Origin of the sequence: Weizmannia sp. FSL W8-0676 (genome assembly GCF_038593015.1) — a bacterium.
GTDB lineage: Bacteria > Bacillota > Bacilli > Bacillales > Bacillaceae_C > Weizmannia > Weizmannia coagulans.
Genome location: NZ_CP151954.1, coordinates 961219 through 978227 on the forward strand (window position 1 = coordinate 961219; position 17009 = coordinate 978227).

14 protein-coding genes are annotated in these 17009 nt (G+C 45.6%); 9 read left to right on the forward strand and 5 right to left on the reverse strand.

Annotated elements, in window-relative coordinates; genetic code table 11:
* Nucleotides 1-50 precede the first annotated feature (50 nt).
* Entirely contained in the window at nt 51-305 is a 255-nt protein-coding gene (locus NST20_RS04530; RefSeq protein WP_342400161.1) for a DUF3899 domain-containing protein, read from the reverse strand.
* A 427-nt stretch (nt 306-732) separates the two neighbouring features.
* Here NST20_RS04530 and NST20_RS04535 point away from each other — a divergent pair, with 427 nt between their 5' ends.
* The 9 genes from NST20_RS04535 to pepF all read left to right on the forward strand — a co-directional run bounded on the left by NST20_RS04535 (nt 733) and on the right by pepF (nt 11824).
* Nucleotides 733-2403, forward strand: a complete 1671-nt coding sequence (locus tag NST20_RS04535) for a peptide ABC transporter substrate-binding protein (RefSeq protein WP_342400162.1) — start codon at nt 733-735, stop codon at nt 2401-2403.
* Nucleotides 2404-2531: 128 nt separating this feature from the next.
* Nucleotides 2532-3464, forward strand: a complete 933-nt coding sequence (gene opp3b / locus NST20_RS04540) for an oligopeptide ABC transporter permease (RefSeq protein WP_019721823.1) — start codon at nt 2532-2534, stop codon at nt 3462-3464.
* Entirely contained in the window at nt 3461-4480 is a 1020-nt protein-coding gene (gene opp3C / locus NST20_RS04545; RefSeq protein WP_061566776.1) for an oligopeptide ABC transporter permease, read from the forward strand. Before opp3b ends, opp3C begins: the two co-directional genes overlap by 4 nt.
* A gap of 18 nt (nt 4481-4498) precedes the next feature.
* A complete protein-coding gene (locus NST20_RS04550; RefSeq protein WP_328004944.1) occupies nt 4499-5560 on the forward strand; it encodes an ABC transporter ATP-binding protein in 1062 nt (353 codons plus the stop codon).
* A gap of 1 nt (nt 5561) precedes the next feature.
* Complete coding sequence (locus NST20_RS04555; RefSeq protein ID WP_029141810.1) at nt 5562-6503, forward strand: ATP-binding cassette domain-containing protein; 942 nt, start codon at nt 5562-5564, stop codon at nt 6501-6503.
* A 278-nt stretch (nt 6504-6781) separates the two neighbouring features.
* Nucleotides 6782-7177, forward strand: coding sequence for a transcriptional regulator SpxA (spxA, locus tag NST20_RS04560; RefSeq protein ID WP_013858789.1), 396 nt, complete (start codon nt 6782-6784; stop codon nt 7175-7177).
* A gap of 603 nt (nt 7178-7780) precedes the next feature.
* Nucleotides 7781-8440, forward strand: a complete 660-nt coding sequence (gene mecA, locus NST20_RS04565) for an adaptor protein MecA (protein WP_017553957.1) — start codon at nt 7781-7783, stop codon at nt 8438-8440.
* Between the two features lie 233 nt (nt 8441-8673).
* Nucleotides 8674-9942, forward strand: coding sequence for a competence protein CoiA family protein (locus NST20_RS04570; protein WP_235920019.1), 1269 nt, complete (start codon nt 8674-8676; stop codon nt 9940-9942).
* A gap of 67 nt (nt 9943-10009) precedes the next feature.
* On the forward strand, nt 10010-11824 hold the full coding sequence (gene pepF / locus NST20_RS04575) for an oligoendopeptidase F (RefSeq protein ID WP_342400163.1): 1815 nt from the start codon (nt 10010-10012) through the stop codon (nt 11822-11824).
* Nucleotides 11825-12215: 391 nt separating this feature from the next.
* Here pepF and NST20_RS04580 read toward each other — a convergent pair whose 3' ends face one another.
* From NST20_RS04580 to NST20_RS04595, 4 genes are all read right to left on the reverse strand, one after another.
* On the reverse strand, nt 12216-12407 hold the full coding sequence (locus NST20_RS04580) for a hypothetical protein (RefSeq protein WP_017553961.1): 192 nt from the start codon (nt 12405-12407) through the stop codon (nt 12216-12218).
* Between the two features lie 290 nt (nt 12408-12697).
* On the reverse strand, nt 12698-13555 hold the full coding sequence (locus NST20_RS04585; protein WP_019721832.1) for a ClpXP adapter SpxH family protein: 858 nt from the start codon (nt 13553-13555) through the stop codon (nt 12698-12700).
* Complete coding sequence (locus NST20_RS04590) at nt 13552-13953, reverse strand: globin (protein ID WP_019721833.1); 402 nt, start codon at nt 13951-13953, stop codon at nt 13552-13554. Before NST20_RS04590 ends, NST20_RS04585 begins: the two co-directional genes overlap by 4 nt.
* Before the next feature lie 446 nt (nt 13954-14399).
* Nucleotides 14400-15815 (reverse strand): ISLre2 family transposase, encoded by a 1416-nt coding sequence (locus NST20_RS04595; RefSeq protein ID WP_342399446.1) that lies wholly within the window; start codon nt 15813-15815, stop codon nt 14400-14402.
* Nucleotides 15816-17009 lie beyond the last annotated feature (1194 nt).

Sequence of the window (17009 nt, forward strand, 5' to 3'; positions counted from 1 at the left end):
CGTTTGTATGCAAGACTCAGCCTTTATTCAGCCTTTATATGTCCGGCATTTCAGGACGAACTTTGCAGAAAAAGGGCGATCGCCATCAGTACCATCATGAAGACCCCGGTAAGAAGAGGCACGGAAACACGCAGGGTAACCAGCTTCGACAGCGGGCGGACGTCCTCCTCGTTAAATTTGGAAGACATTCTTTGAAACCCGTAAATAAACGCATCAAAAAAACCGGTCCGCGCCATTAAAACCGACGCGGCAAAAAGAATCAAAAGCGCCCCGATCGTAAACGAAGTATTAATATAGCTAAGCAAATCGATTCGCTTATACACCAAAAAAGAAAAAAGTAAAACAAGTAACTGGGAGGCCAAGAACCAACAGACAAGCTTTTTGAACATACGCTCACCTACAAAATGATTTTCATCCATTATACAGGAACAGAAGAAAAGATGAAATACTGGAAGATCTGAAGCTAAATTAAAGTTAAATCAAATTTATTAAAATTAATTTAATTTTTGTTAAAAAACCTACCAAAGTTTTCTCGTTATTATAGTTTTATTAAAAAATTTCAACCTTTTGTAAGGGTTTACAATATTGAAATGTCAACACCTTTTTGGTTTATTAGCCTTTTTATGTAATTAAAAAAGATTAAAAAATATGTACAAGCCCGTGAAATGTTAGTATAATTAAATTCGAAAAGTCGCTCGCTTTTCAGAAAAATAAAAAAAGGGTGGTTAGCTGATGAAGAAGTCAAAATTTTATGTGTTTATGACGCTGACTTTTGCCCTGTCGCTCGTCCTCGGCGCATGCGGCGGCGGAAGCAAAAACAGCAGTTCAGGCTCAAGCGGCGGTTCATCCAAAACCAAGCAAGTGCTGAATATGGATGAGACGGCTGAACTTCCGACAGGGGATCCGACACTTGCAACGGATGTCGCAAGTTTTACCGTTTTCGGTAATACAATGGAAGGCCTTTATGTCGTTGGGAAAAACGATGAGCTGAAGCTCGGGATTGCGAAAGCAGAACCGACAGTCAGCAAAGACGGCAAAACGTATACGTTTAAGCTCCGTGAAGACGCGAAATGGTCCAACGGCGATCCGGTTACGGCAAAAGACTTTGTTTACTCCTGGCAAAGGGCCGTGAATCCGAAGACAGGCTCACAATATGCCTATATTTTCGGAGGTGTCATTAAAAACGCCTCAGATATCATTGCCGGCAAAAAAGATCCAAGCACTTTAGGGGTAAAAGCGATTGATGACCACACATTGCAAGTCCAGCTTGAAAAACCGGTCCCTTACTTAAAATCATTGCTGGCTTTCGGCACGTATCTGCCGCTCAACCAAAAATTTGTTGAGTCAAAAGGCAGCAAGTTCGGGACAAATAGCGACAATATGTTGTTCAACGGCCCGTTCGTGCTGAAAGACTGGAACGGCACAGGCCTGAAATGGAAATACGTGAAAAACCCGAATTACTATGACAAGAAACATGTGAAACTGAAACAGATCAATGTCCAGGTTGTGAAATCGCCAAGTACCGGGGTCAACTTGTACAATACGGGCAAAATCGACCGGACTGTTTTGAGCGCCGAATATGCGAAACAATATAAAAAGAACAAAGAAGCTGTGACAAATCCGGAATCAAATGTTTTCTACTTCAAATACAATGAAGTCAGAAACGGCCAGAAAACCGCTTTGGCAAACAAAAATATCCGGATGGCGCTTTCAATGGCTTATGATAAAAAAGCATTTGTTAATACAGTGCTATCTAACGGGTCTTTCCCTGCAAACGGCTTAGTACCAAAAGACTTTGCAAAAGATCCGAAAAATGGCAAAGATTTCCGTACGGAATCCGGTTCTTACCTCCAATATAATCCGACAGAAGCAAAGAAATATTGGGAAAAAGGGTTGAAAGAACTCGGCAAGAAGAACTTAACGCTTGAAATTCTCGGTGATGATACAGATAACGCAAAAACAACAGGCGAATTCTTCCAAAACCAATTGGAAAAGAATCTTCCTGGGTTAACGATCAAACTGAAAAACGTACCATTCAAAAACCGTTTGCAATTGGATACAAACCAAGATTATGACATCCAGGTTTCCGGTTGGGGTCCTGACTACAAAGACCCGATGACCTTCCTCGACTTGTTTGTCACAAACGGCGATAACAACAAATCCGGCTACTCGAATAAAGAATACGATAAGCTGATTGATGAAGCGAAGAACAAATACGGCAACGATCCGGAAAAACGTTGGCAAATCATGCTGCAAGCTGAAAAAATCCTGATGGACGATGCGGCAATCGGGCCGATTTATCAACGTGCTACATTACGCCTTGTTAAACCGTATGTAAAAGGAATCGAATACCATATATTCGGGCCGGATTACACATTTAAAGATGCATATGTGCAAAAGTAAGAAAACTGCATGACTTCAATTAAAAAGGTAAAAGAGAGTATTTTCTTTCCGAAATACTCTCTTTTCACCGTTAAGCGGATTTTTATGTGAAAAATTTAAACATTCCTTTTCTTTGGGAGGTGTCACGTGTGACGAAGTATATTGTGCAAAGGATTATTTATTTGTGCATTACCTTATTGATTATTGCTTCTTTTACGTTTTTCCTGATGAAATTTTTGCCGGGGACCCCGTTCCGGAACCAGCAAAAATTATCACCGGAACAGGTTCATATCCTGAACCAGAAATATGGGCTGAATGAATCTTTGCCTGTCCAGTATAAAAACTATATGGTGAATTTGCTGAAAGGGGATCTCGGCGTTTCTTTCCAGTTTGACAACCAGCCGGTTGCACAGCTGATTGTGGAAAGGATGGGACCGTCCTTGCAGTTGGGGATTCAGGCCATGATTGTCGGCACGTTAATTGGCATATTACTAGGCGTACTGGCGGCAATGTTTCAAAACACATGGATTGACTACGGAAGCACATTTCTTTCGGTCCTCGGTATATCCATTCCCTCGTTTGTATTTGCCGCAGTCCTGCAATATGTGATAGGCGCGAAACTGCAATGGCTGCCGGTTGCAGCTTGGGATGGGTTCGCCTCTTCCATATTGCCCACCATTGCGCTCGCTATTTTTCCGGTTGCAACAGCTGCACGGTTTATGAGAACGGAGCTGATTGAAGTGTTCGGTTCCGATTACATTACGCTGGCGAGAGCAAAAGGGAATTCTTACGGGCAAATCGCCTTTAAGCACGCGATCCGGAACGCGCTGATTCCGCTTATTACGGTGCTTGGGCCGCTTGCCGTTAACTTGATGACCGGATCGATGGTTGTGGAACAAATTTTTGCTGTTCCCGGGATTGGCGAACAATTTGTTAAATCCATTCAAATGAATGATTACCCGATTATTATGGGGACAACCCTCTTTTTCTCATTCCTGTTAGTCCTGATTACATTAGTTGTCGACATTTTATACGGTATCATTGACCCGAGAATTCGATTGGCCGGGGGGAATAAATCATGAACAACAACATAGAGTCATTGCCGAAAGAATTATTTGAACCCGCAGCGCCGGATCGTGAACAAAGTGAATTGATTGCCAAACCGCAACTGTCCTTTATGCAGGATGCATGGATGCGCATCCGCAAAAACAAAGGCGCAGTTGTCAGTTTGTTTATTATCATTATTTTAATTCTGATGGCGATCATTGGGCCGCATCTTTCCAAATCGGGTCCGTACGCGCAAGATACATCCAGGGCGAATTTGCCGCCAAGAATTCCTGTGATTGAAAAGCTCGGCATTTTTGACGGATCCCAGACGGTTGGCGGGCAAAAAGTGAACATGTATGAACAGAACCATATTCAAACGTATTACTGGTTCGGCACGGATGCCCTCGGCCGCGACTTGTTTGCAAGGGCATGGCAAGGGACGAGAATTTCCTTATATATCGCCTTCCTTGCGGCGGTGATCGATATGCTCATCGGCGTTTCTTACGGCCTCATATCCGGATACAAAGGTGGGCAGGTCGATAACGTGATGCAGCGGATTATTGAAGTTTTGTCCGGTATTCCGAACTTGATTGTCGTGATTTTAATGCTTTTGATCTTTAAACCGGGGATCTTTTCCATCACGATTGCGATGGTGATCACCGGCTGGCTAAATATGGCGCGGGTCGTCCGCGGCCAGGTGTTAAAGCTGAAAAATATGGAGTACGTATTGGCAGCAAAGACACTTGGCGCTTCGAACATGCGGATTTTATTTAAACATCTGCTCCCGAATTTAACCGGGGTGATTATTATCAATACAATGTTCACCATTCCAAGTGCGATTTTCTTCGAAGCCTTTTTAAGTTTCATCGGGATCGGGCTCCAGTCCCCGGCTGCATCGCTCGGGACATTGATTGAAGACGGTTATAAGACATTCCAGTTCCTGCCGTATTTGATGGCAGTGCCGGGCACGATTATTTGTCTGCTGCTCGTCGCCTTCAACCTGCTGGCAGACGGTTTGCGTGATGCATTTGACCCGAAAATGCGCGATTAAGAAATGAGGTGAAGCCGAATGGAAAAGATTTTGCAAGTGAAAGACCTGAATATATCCTTTCACACTTTTGGCGGTGAAGTAAAAGCGATCCGCGGTGTGAGTTTTGATTTATATAAAGGGGAAACATTGGCCATCGTAGGGGAATCCGGTTCAGGGAAATCGGTGACGACGAAATCGATTATGCGGCTGTTGCCCCCGAACAATTCGGAAATCAAGTCGGGGCAAATCCTGTTCGGCGACGTCGACATTGCCAAAGCGTCAGAAAGAAAGATGCAATCGATCCGTGGGAAAGAGATTTCGATGATTTTCCAGGATCCGATGACGTCTTTAAATCCGACCATGACAATCGGGAAGCAGATTATGGAGCCACTTTTGAAACACCAGAAAATGCATAAAAATGAAGCGAAAAAACGCGCAATCGAACTGTTAAAACTGGTCGGCATCCCAAATGCGGAAATCCGTGTCAAACAGTATCCCCACCAGTTTTCCGGCGGGATGCGGCAAAGGGTCGTCATTGCGATTGCCTTGGCGTGCAACCCGAAAATTTTAATTGCAGATGAACCGACAACGGCGCTTGATGTTACGATTCAGGCGCAAATTCTGGAACTGATGAAAAAACTGCAGTCCAAAATTGATACCTCCATTATTTTTATTACGCACGATTTGGGCGTGGTTGCCAATGTGGCAGACCGTGTTGCCGTCATGTACGGCGGGAAAATTGTCGAGATCGGAACCGTGGATGAAATTTTTTATAATCCAAAACATCCGTACACATGGGGACTGATTAGTTCGATGCCGAGCCTTGATGTCAAGGATGAAGAACTGTACGCGATACCGGGCACCCCGCCGGATTTATTGAACCCGCCAAAAGGGGATGCCTTTGCGCCGCGCAATCCGTACGCACTTAAAATCGATTTGGAGCAGGAGCCGCCGATGTTTAAAGTGTCGGACACGCATTATGCCGCGACATGGCTTTTGCATCCGGATGCCCCGAAAGTAGAGCCGCCGGAAGCCGTGAAAAAGCGGATGTACAAGTTTAAAGGGAATGTGCGCCCGGTACCGGCTGAGGAGGGGAAGTAAAATGGCAGTGAAAGAAAAACTGATCGAAGTCAAACATTTAAAACAATATTTCAATGTTGGAAGGGCAAATGAAGTCCGTGCTGTCGATGATCTCACATTTGATATTTACAAAGGCGAAACCCTCGGGCTTGTCGGCGAATCCGGCTGCGGCAAATCGACAACCGGGCGGACGATTATCCGCCTTTACAATGCAACGGCAGGGGAAGTTTTGTATGGCGGCAAAAATGTCCATGACAAAATGTCCCATAAAGAGCTGAAACAGTTCCGCCGGAAAATGCAAATGATTTTCCAGGATCCGTATGCTTCGCTCAATCCGCGCTTGAAAGTGGCCGATGTCATTGCGGAAGGAATTGATATCCACGGGCTTGCAAAATCAAATGAAGAACGGATGCACCGGGTTTATGAACTGCTGGAAACGGTCGGCTTAAGCAAAGAACACGCCAACCGTTATCCGCACGAATTCTCGGGCGGGCAGCGGCAGCGGATCGGGATCGCCAGGGCACTTGCGGTCGATCCTGAATTTATTATTGCTGACGAACCGATTTCAGCGCTGGACGTCTCAATTCAGGCGCAAGTTGTGAACCTGTTGAAAAAACTGCAGAAAGAACATCATTTAACGTATCTGTTCATTGCCCACGATTTGTCGATGGTGAAATATATCAGCGACCGGATCGGCGTCATGTATTTCGGCAAGCTTGTGGAACTGGCCGATGCCGATGATTTGTATAACCATCCGCTTCATCCGTACACGCAGTCCTTGCTATCCGCCATCCCGCTTCCGGACCCTGACTATGAACGGACACGGCAACGGAAAATTTACGACCCGTCCGTCCATCAATATAAGGAAGGCGAAGAAGTAAAAATGCGCGAAGTGGCGCCGCACCATTTTGTCTACTGTTCGGAAAGGGAACTCGAGCAGTACAAAAAAGCTTATAATGGCTGACCATTCTCAAGTGGGAAGAAGAACGCATGCCGGTTGAAGTGCGTTCTTCTTTTCGCTTTTTTATAAAAAAATGAAGAATAAGGGTTTAAATAGAGAGAATTGGGGAAAAAGAAGACTATTAAACCGGGGAAAAATACAACAAACTATTTTTCAAAAAAATATATTCAATAACGCGGATATAGTGTATAATACATAATAGAGATTGTTTGATTAAACTTATTTTAATGTGAGAATCAAATGGGAATCCAAATATGAAAATTTAGGAGTGTGAATGCTAGATGGTCACATTATACACTTCGCCAAGTTGCACATCATGCAGAAAAGCACGGAACTGGCTTGAAGAAAACCATATTGAGTATAAAGAGCGCAACATTTTTTCTGAACCGCTTTCACTGGATGAAATTAAAGGGATATTGCGGATGACGGAAGACGGGACGGACGAAATTATTTCCACCCGTTCGAAAACATTCCAAAAATTAAACGTTGATCTGGATGCCCTGCCGCTGCAGGAATTATACACTTTGATCCAGCAAAACCCTGGTTTATTAAGACGGCCGATTATCGTGGACGAAAAACGGCTGCAGGTCGGCTATAACGAAGATGAAATCCGCCGCTTCCTGCCGCGGAAAGTGCGGACATTCCAGCTCAGGGAAGCACAAAGGCTTGTGAATTGACAACTTTTATCATTTCTTTTGCCGGATGCCTTTCATACGAATCCTAAACCGGCAAATCACCTCCCAGGTTCCGGCCCGGGAGGTTTTCTTCACCTTTTTGTCATAAAATTGTCAAATAATGAATATGTATTTAGGGCTTGCTGAACGAATCCGATTATGGCTTGTATCTGATTTGTCAGCAAGCTCTACCTCAATATCATAGGAGAATGCATCTGCGAAAATGCTTTATTCTGTCCTCTCTGTATGTTGAATCAGCTTTAGAGTGCAAAGTTTTTCCTGCATTTTTTATAAAACCCTTGCATTTAAAGTTCGGCCAAAGCTGTCAGTATCCTTACCAAGTCTAGGACTTTTGCTTATTCAGCAAGCCCTATTTAGAAAATTTTGTCTTGAATTTCTGCAGCAAATCGGATACAATACAAAAAAGATGCAAATGATCTTTTTTTGCCGGATGTTTAAGAATGGGCCGGCGTGGAATTTTAAAAAGGAAAGTTTTTTTATTTCCATTTGCCAGTATTTTATCATAAAATAAAAGTACAAGGTTACCTATACCTGAATGGGGGAACATGTCCCTTCACTACACCTGCAAGAAGGGAGAGCTGATGTATGGAAATCGAAAGAATCAATGAGAACACGGTGAAGTTTTATATTTCGTACGTTGATATAGAGAAACGCGGGTTTAATCGTGAAGAAATCTGGTATGATCGGGAAAGAAGCGAAGAATTGTTCTGGGAAATGATGGATGAGATTCACACGGATGACGATGTATTTGACCCGGAAGGCCCGCTTTGGATACAGGTGCAGGCGCTCGAAAAAGGGCTGGAAGTGCTTGTCACAAAAGCGCAGTTGTCGAAAGACGGACAGCGTTTTGAGCTGCCGATTCCGGACGAAAAGCTGAAAGAACTGCCAATCGGCGACCAGCTTGAAGAATTCTTCAGTGAGAACTTCCAAACGCCGATGCAGCAGGTTTTCACGGACGGCGATCCGCTCGAACAGGTCTTGTATTTCAAGGACTTTGAAGATTTGCTGGCGCTGGCCAAAAACGTTCGGATGGAAGACGTCAGCACGAAGCTGTACGCCTTTGAAGGCAAATATTATCTGTATGTCCGCTTCCCGGAAGAGGAAACGGAAGAAGCCAATGACTTTAAGTTAAGCCAGCTGCTGGAGTATTCCGACCTTTCCTCTGTCACAAGCCACCGTCTCCTGGAATACGGAAAGCTGATCATTGACAGCAATGTATTTGCGAAATTAAACTCGTACTTTTAATCGATAAAAAATCGGTGCCGCAAACGCATCGATTTTTTTGTTTATCCGGAAAAATGCCGTCCGGGCAAACAGGATTTTTCGCCCCGAGCGGTGAATGTATTCAATACGGCTGTGCATTGCGTTTATACAGCGGTTGCCATAAGGGCCCGGAGATGCAGGCCGGCCAATATGGGGCTTGCAGAGAGGCCGGCAACTGCATACGGCCGAATGCCGCCGGCCCAACAAAAGCGGGGATGGTGTTTAAAACGGGCCCCGATACGTTAAAAAAGGAGAGGATGCTGTTGCTTTCTGCGCTGAACGAGCGGGGGGAGCTGATCATGCTGACGGAACGCTTTACAAGATTGAATCTCCAGCAGTTAAAAACCTCCCATACGTTTTACTGCCGGGATTGCCGTGAACCCCTCATTTTAAAAATTGGCAGCCATGTCACCCCCCATTTTTCCCATTACCGCCATTCCACTTGTGCCACATTTTCCGAACCGGAAAGCCCGATGCATTTGCAAGGCAAGAAAGACCTGTTTTTATGGTTGAGGGGGCAGGGCCTCGATGTTTCCCTCGAACAATATTTTCCTTCTATCCGGCAAAGGGCGGATCTTGTGGTGCGCAAATACCGGCAGCTTTTTGCCATTGAATACCAGTGTTCCCCGATCCCGTTCGGGCGGCTGATGGAGAGGACGGCAGGGTACAGGCGCCTCGGCATTTTGCCTGTTTGGATACTGGGCGGCATGCCTTTCCGGTCCCCAGGGAAAGAGGCGGAAAGAGTGTACCGTTGCAGTGATTTTCAATTGTCTTTTTTGCGCCATACCCGGCACCACTTTTATTTATTCAGCTACGCTCCCGGCAAAAGAAAGGTCTGCCTCTTGTCCCACATGATGCCCGTATCTGCCAAAACATTCCGCGCATGTTACGCGGAAAAGCCGTTGTCTGCCTTTTCTTTTCCGTTTACAGATGATCAGTTTTCACTTGTTTCCGCCCCTGTTCCGCTCCCTGAATGGTTTGTGGAAAGGCGGCGCTGGATCGGCCTGAAGATCCAGTTTGGAAAAGCCTTTCAAGACCCGTTTTTGCGGCACGTTTATGAAGCGGGAATGCACCCTGTGTCCCTGCCGCCGTTTATCGGCCTGCCGCTTTTGCACATGGCCGCCTGTAAACAGCACCCGGTCGAGTGGCAATTTTATGTATGGCTGGATGCCCTTTTCGCATTGCGGACAAATGCGGCGGTTTCACTGGATGAACTGCTGCGGCTGTTTACCGTGAGGATGGAAAAAAAGGAAATTGAATTCAGAAAATCACCGTATGTGCGCGAAAGGAACGCGGCAAAGGCGATGATTTATGAGTATGCGCAGCTGCTCGTACAATTGGGGCTCTGGTCAAAAGGAAAAGCAGGTTACCATATGAATAAAAATGTTTTTGCGCCAAAAAATACAGAAGAACTTGAACATATGGAGCGCCATCTGTCGTCAGCATTGCGGGCGGGTGTTTCAAATGGGAAAGCGGAACAGTAGCGGGATTGGGGGAGTTACGCTAAAATGAAAAAAGAAGAAATTTTTTGAGAAGAATGGAGGAAAATTGATGGAAAACGGGAAAAAAGTACACGCGTTGCCAAGCCGGAACGAGGTCCATGAAGAATTAACCTGGAGGCTTGAGGATATTTTTCCGAGTGACGATGACTGGAATAAAGAATATGAAGCCGTAAAAGAAAAGCTGGCCGGTGCCGCTTCTTATCAGGGGAAACTTGGCGAAAGCGCGGAACAGCTTTATCATGCGCTAAAGTTCCAGGATGAAGTGACGGAAAGGTTCGGCAAGCTGTATACATACGCGCATATGCGTTATGACCAGGACACAACGAATGCCTTTTACCAGGGGATGGACAGCAAAGCGAAAAGCCTTGCCGCCCAGGTTGAGAGCGCGTTTGCGTTTGTGGTGCCGGAAATTCTGTCGATTGAGGAAGCGAAACTGAACCAATTCCTGGAAGCTTATGTGCCGCTTCAGCTGTACCGGCATGCATTGGAAGAAATTAATGAAATGCGCCCGCATATTTTATCTAAGGAAGAAGAAGCATTGCTCGCACAGGTTTCGGAAGTGCTGAATATTTCCAGCACCACTTTCGGCATGCTCAACAATGCAGACCTTGAGTTCCCGACAGTAATCGATGAAAACGGCAATGAAGTGCAGATCACGCACGGCCGCTTTACACGCCTGCTGGAAAGCAAAGACCGCCGCGTGCGCAAAGAGGCATTCCAAAAATTGTACGCGACCTACAAAAAATTCACCAACACGTTTGCGAGCACGCTCAGCGGCCAGGTGAAAAAGAACAATGTTGTAGCGCAAATCCGCCATTACCATTCGGCGCGTGAAGCTGCCCTTGCGGCAAACCACATTCCGGAAAAAGTGTACGACCAGCTCGTGGAGACGGTGAACCGAAATCTCGGTTTGCTGCAGCGGTATGTTGCTTTGCGCAAAAAAGTGCTGCAGCTTGATGAAGTGCATATGTACGATCTGTATACGCCGCTTGTCCAGGACGCCGATATGGAAGTGACCTATGAAAAAGCGAAAGAGATCGTGCTTGACGGACTCCATCCGCTCGGCGGGGAATACCAGGGCATTTTACAGCAGGCGTTTGAAAACCGCTGGATTGACGTGGTGGAAAACAAAGGCAAGCGGAGCGGGGCCTATTCTTCGGGCGCTTACGGGACCAATCCGTACATTTTGCTGAACTGGCAGGACAATATTGACAATGTGTTCACCCTCGCGCATGAGCTCGGCCACAGCGTCCACAGCTATTACACGCGGAAGAACCAGCCGTATCCGTACGGGGATTATTCCATTTTTGTGGCGGAAGTGGCTTCCACGTGCAATGAGGCGCTGTTGAATGACTATCTGTTAAAAACGATCAAAGACGAGAAACAGCGGATTTACTTATTGAATCATTATCTGGAAGGTTTCCGCGGGACGGTCTTCCGCCAGACGATGTTTGCCGAATTTGAGCATCTGATCCATCAAAAAGCGCAACATGGCGAAGCGCTGACAGCGGAACTTTTGACAGATGAGTATTATAAGCTGAACCAAAAATACTTTGGCACGGATATCGCCATCGATCAGGAAATCGGGCTTGAGTGGGCACGCATTCCGCATTTTTATTACAATTATTATGTATATCAGTATGCGACCGGCTTCAGCGCCGCGACCGCGTTAAGCAAACAAATCCTCGAAGAAGGGGAACCGGCTGTCAAACGTTACATCGGCTATTTAAGCGCCGGCAGCTCGGAATATCCGATTGAAATATTGAAAAAAGCAGGCGTCGATATGGCGTCGCCCCAGCCGGTCGAAGATGCGTTAAAAGTATTTGAAGAAAAATTAACGGAAATGGAAAACTTGCTTGGATAAAGAAACAGCGGCGGAATTTTTCCGCCGCTGTTTGACGTATGGGGCCTTTTTTCGAAAGAAGCCAGCGGAAATTTTGCACTGTTTCCGCCGTATGTTTTGAAAAAAGTTGGCGGGTATGGAAAATTTATTTGCCGGCATTCTAAGAACGGGGCTGCCTTTCATATGATAGGCGGGTGGCGGTACAGTTTCTGCGCCGGATGGTGTGCTTTGAAAAAGTGAGGATATGGAAAATTTGCTTGCTGGATAAAAGAATGGCGGCGCCATTACGATTATGGGTCGATTAAATGGCGGCAGCACTGTTTCCTCCGCCGCACGGCTGTAGGGGACCGGAAATAAATGAAAATGGGACACTTTTTATAGATGTAGGCCCGCAGCGCTGTTTTTTAAGCCACTACAAGTGGCGCCTGTTGTTAAATCCTTTAAAACGGTTGCGGCGGTTAACATGCAAAAGCAGCGCGAAGATGGCCGCGAACAAAAGCGGGGACGTGAGAAAAAGGGGGAGAAGCTTCATCAGCCCGAGCAGATTCAGGCAGAACAAAGCGAAGAAACCGGCGGCAAGGGCCGTAAGTTTGCATTTTTTCATATCCAGTCTCCTTTCATCAAGTTTATACAGGTTCAGTGCTATTTTATGAACAGGCTGCCGCGGTATGCAAAATTTAAATTTGACAGATATGTGAACACTTTAACAAGTACTTGCATTCTGTATAGGGGGGTGCTATTATATAGATGTGAGGTTGATCACAAGCAAACATACCCCTTTGTTTGACCGTGAAAAATTTCTCCCATCCCCTTTGTTCGTGTTGAAAGAGGCCTTGCAAACGCAAGGTCTCTTTCCTATTTTTACATATAAAAATCCCCTGCCAGAGACAAGGGTCAGTTGATATATTTCCAAAATGAGCCGTGCTTTCCTTCGATTTTCCGAATCTTTTGCTGAAGAACGAGCTTTTTCAATTCTTTTTCGGCTTCATGGACCGGCATATCGTACACCACCGCAATTTCCTTTGATGCCACAAACCCGAAATACTTTAGAAATTCCTCCAATGGGGGAAGCGGCAATGGAGAAGGCTCTTTGCCCAGCATCTCCTGAAGAACTTGTACATAAATGTCATAAGAATAAAGTCCAGAAATTTTTAATCCTTCATCTTCGATATGTTCATTAAAGAAAACAAGCGACGGGCTTTCGGTTACTTCCATTTCCGAAGTAATTTTCAAATCGCACTGAAAAGCCTTCGCTGCGCTTTCGGAATGGATGTCTTGCAAAAATTCGTCTACATCGAGGGAAACGTCTTCTGCACAATCCACTAAAATTTGGATATCCGATATGTTCCGTTTTTCAAGAAAGACGAGTTCCTGCACTTTCCGCAAAAAGCGCAACCCCTGTTTTTTTCCTTGCAGTTCGGCCGCTTTTATTGCAATCGACACGATATAAGGCGACGTAATCGGGTTTTCGATCCATAAACTGCCGTCGCAGGACATGCCGGTGCGGCTCGCCGTTTTTTCCCAGTAATCCGCAACGGCTTCCCGTTTTTTCGGAATGTCGTTCAGATTGGATAATTTTCCGATCAGTACATGGCGGAGGCGGAAATAGACGCCGTACTCGAGGCGCAACTTTTTTAAAACCGGTTCCAGCGCCCAGCATTCCGGGCAAAGCGGATCGATAAAAACATAGATTTCCAGCGGCTTTTTTGAAAAACAGCTGGAATGTTTCATCAAATCAATCATATTTTTCAATTTGCGTCACCTGGCACATCATCCGAAGTATTGACCATATGCTGTGCGGTCAGGACAAGCCTTTGAAAAAAGAAGTCGCGGAATTCGCCGTCAATCCCTGTTTCGTCCATTGCGGCGCTCATGCAGGACAGCCATGCCTTTGCACGTTTAGGCGTGATTTCATGAGGAAGGTGCCGTGCCCGCAGCATCGGATGCCCGTGCTCTTCCGTGTACAACGGGGGGCCGCCCAAAAACTGCGTTAAAAACTGCTTCTGCTTCCTGGCAACTTCCGTTAAATCATCAGGAAAAATCGGGATTAAATCCGGATGTTTAGCGACCCGCTTGTAAAATGCATCAACAAGCCGGCCAAGTTTTTCTCCCCCAATGATCTCATATGGCACAGTTTTCTTTTCCACCATAGAATAACTGCTCCTTTATCTCGTTTTTATCTTGCGTATATTTGAAATCGACGGAAAGGTTTGCTCATTAAAATTTTTGTCGACATATCTGCCATTTGTTCTTTATTTTATCAAGGGGGCCGCAATAACTCAAACAATCCGCTTTATTAGTATGTGTCAAGTTTTTCTCGACAAGGTTTAAATATCGGGTATTCCAAGACACTCTTTTTGTACACTTTCGGCTACCGTGCTTCACTTGCTCGGTGTAATTTTCGGAAAAGATGTAATATTTCCGTATAAAGATGGATAACGGGGATGTTGAGGCGCGCGAAATTCACTCGCTTTCCGCGGGCGGCCGGCGAGCCTCCTCGCTCGTACCTCGCTGCGGGGTCTCTCCTGGCTCGCTTTTCCCGCAGGAGTCTCGTAAATTTCGCGCGCCTCAACGATCAGTCCCCACTGAGCCAAGCTTAAAACGAAAGCTCTAATATTTTGCTTAAATGTCCCATTGCCGATGAACTGCTTGAATGCAGGGCAACTGATCCGTGCTTTACGCCCACTGACGGGCGTACAGGCTGCTTGAGTAGTTGAGACATCCTGATTAATTGTTTCAAGTTCCGTTGCTTTCTCTCGCTTCTTGAACGGTGTTTCAGATAGACTTCTCTCAATGTCCCATTGAGTATGCCTTGTTTGATTTTCACCATGGCTTCTGCGCCAAGTTCACTCCAATGCATGCCCCTTTTTTTCATCCTGAAGGAGATATGCCTTTGATTCGATTCCATCGCTCCTAGGCCTCTCGCACCTTCCGGCACGTTTTTCACCCTGTCTCTCCAGTCAAAAATGCGGTCCCAGTTTTTCAAGATATACGAACGGAATTCCTTGATTTTCTTGAGAGCCTTTTTATCCGTCAAGGTGCTTTCGTGCGTATCCAAATATAACGTGAATTGGTCCAGGTCATGCGTTCTAATCGCTTTTCTAATTTGCTCCTTGATCTCGCTCTTTCCGCCCCCAAATGTCCTTATGATGGCTTGTGCAACGTGGTAGGTATCCAGCTGGTTGAGCACCGGAAATTCCGACTGTGAGAAAGCTGTTTGAAACCGTTCAGCTGTGTATCCCGCACCTCCATCACTGTTTGTAATGACATGCGTTTTTTCGAGGGAGTAGGTGTTGGCAGCTGTGGCTTGGACTTCATCCCAAAATGTCTGGATGGCTTCCGTTGTCATGATGACTGTGGGCTGACGCAGGGAGACCCTTTTACCATTGGTTTGCCATCCCTCATAGAGAATGGCGTGGTGGACTTCCATACTCTGTTTCTTTTTTAGTCCCCGAACGAATACACCATCTGCTTCAGAAAACAGGTAGTCTACCTTCTTCCCCTCAGGCAGGGAAACAGCTATTTCTAGCTCTTCTACAAGTGCCTTATCGGCTTCCGCCTGAGTTTTCCCTACGTGTTTTACCATGTTCCCTACAGTTGTGTGACTAAGACTCACTGCTGTCCACTCTTTTAAAATATCAGCTACTTCCCGATAGGTGTTCTCACTTGCCAACTCTGCCACCTTTAATTCCACTAACGGGCTGTATCGTTGGTATGGTAAAAGCCCTAACCATTCATCCAGAGGATAATGTGAATTCCCTTTCTGGTCATGCATTAGTGAACGTTTAAAGGTCACATTTCCAAATAAAAACTGAATGCTTCTGTTATCACTCCGGCAGTACTTCCAGCCATCCTCCAGCTTTTTCTGCTTAATTGTTTTATCTAACGTCTCAAATATTTCCCCAACCCATTGCGTAAAGGCATTCTGGATCAGAATTTTAACTTGTTCTTCAAATTCAATAAGACTTTTTGTATCCTTTAATAATCTAGCAATTATTGATATAATATCCATAGGAAGACCTCTTTCTAAATGTATTCGCCCACAAGCGTACATTTAAATGATAGAGCGTCTTCCCATTTTTTTCCACTCATCTGCCCTTCGAGTAAAATTTTACACATACGCTTTATTTGGCAAACTTTCATAGCTTCCTATGACCTGCAGCAACAGGTGTCATAATATTTATTTAGAAAACCTGCGCGATCGGCCTGATGAAAGACAATTCATTGGGATGTAAACGTGGTAATGATATTTATCGGGGCGGGGAAGGACAAAATGTATGCGTGTGACCGGGGAAATGTCCTTCATTGCGGCGGGATGAACAAGAGGTATGCGTGTGAGGCGGCGAACTGTCCTTTTGAACCTGTCAAAAGGACAAAACAGGATGCCCCCGGGCCCGAAATGTCTTTTTAAAGCCGCCAAAAGGACAAAAGGAGTGGCGATTGGGCTCGAAATGTCTTTTTAGGGCTGTCAAAAGGACAAAACAGGCTGCATTCGGGCTCGAAATGTCTTTTTGAGCTTGTCAAAAGGACAAAACAGGCTGCGTCTGGGTTCAAACTGTCTTTTTGAACCTGTCAAAAAGACAAAACAGGCTGCGTCCGGGTTCAAACTGTCTTTTTGATGCCGCCAAAAGGACAAAAGGAGTGACGTTTGAGCCCGAAATGTCTTTTTGAGCTTGTCAAAAGGACAAAACAGGCTGGATCAGGGGTCAAACTGTCTTTTTGAAGCCGTCAAAAGGACAAAAGGAGTCGCGATTGGGCTCGAACTGTCTTTTTGGGGCTGTCAAAAGGACAAAACATGTTGCGTCCGGGGCCAAACTGTCTTTTTGAACCTGTCAAAAAGACAAAACAGGCTGCGTCCGGGTTCAAACTGTCTTTTTGATGCCGCCAAAAGGACAAAAGGAGTGACGTTTGAGCCCGAAATGTCTTTTTGAGCTTGTCAAAAGGACAAAACAGGCTGGATCAGGGGTCAAACTGTCTTTTTGAAACCGTCAAAAGGACAAAACAGGCTGCACCCGGGCCCCAACTGTCTTTTTAAAGCCGCTAAAAGGATAAAAGGAGTAGCGATTGGGCCCGAACTGTCTTTTTAAAGCTGTCAAAAGAACAAAAGGAGTGACGATTGGGTCCAAAATGTCCTTTTGAAACCGTCAAAAGGACAAATTGACTTCCACCCAGGCCCGAACTGTCTTTTTGAACTTGTCAAAAGGAC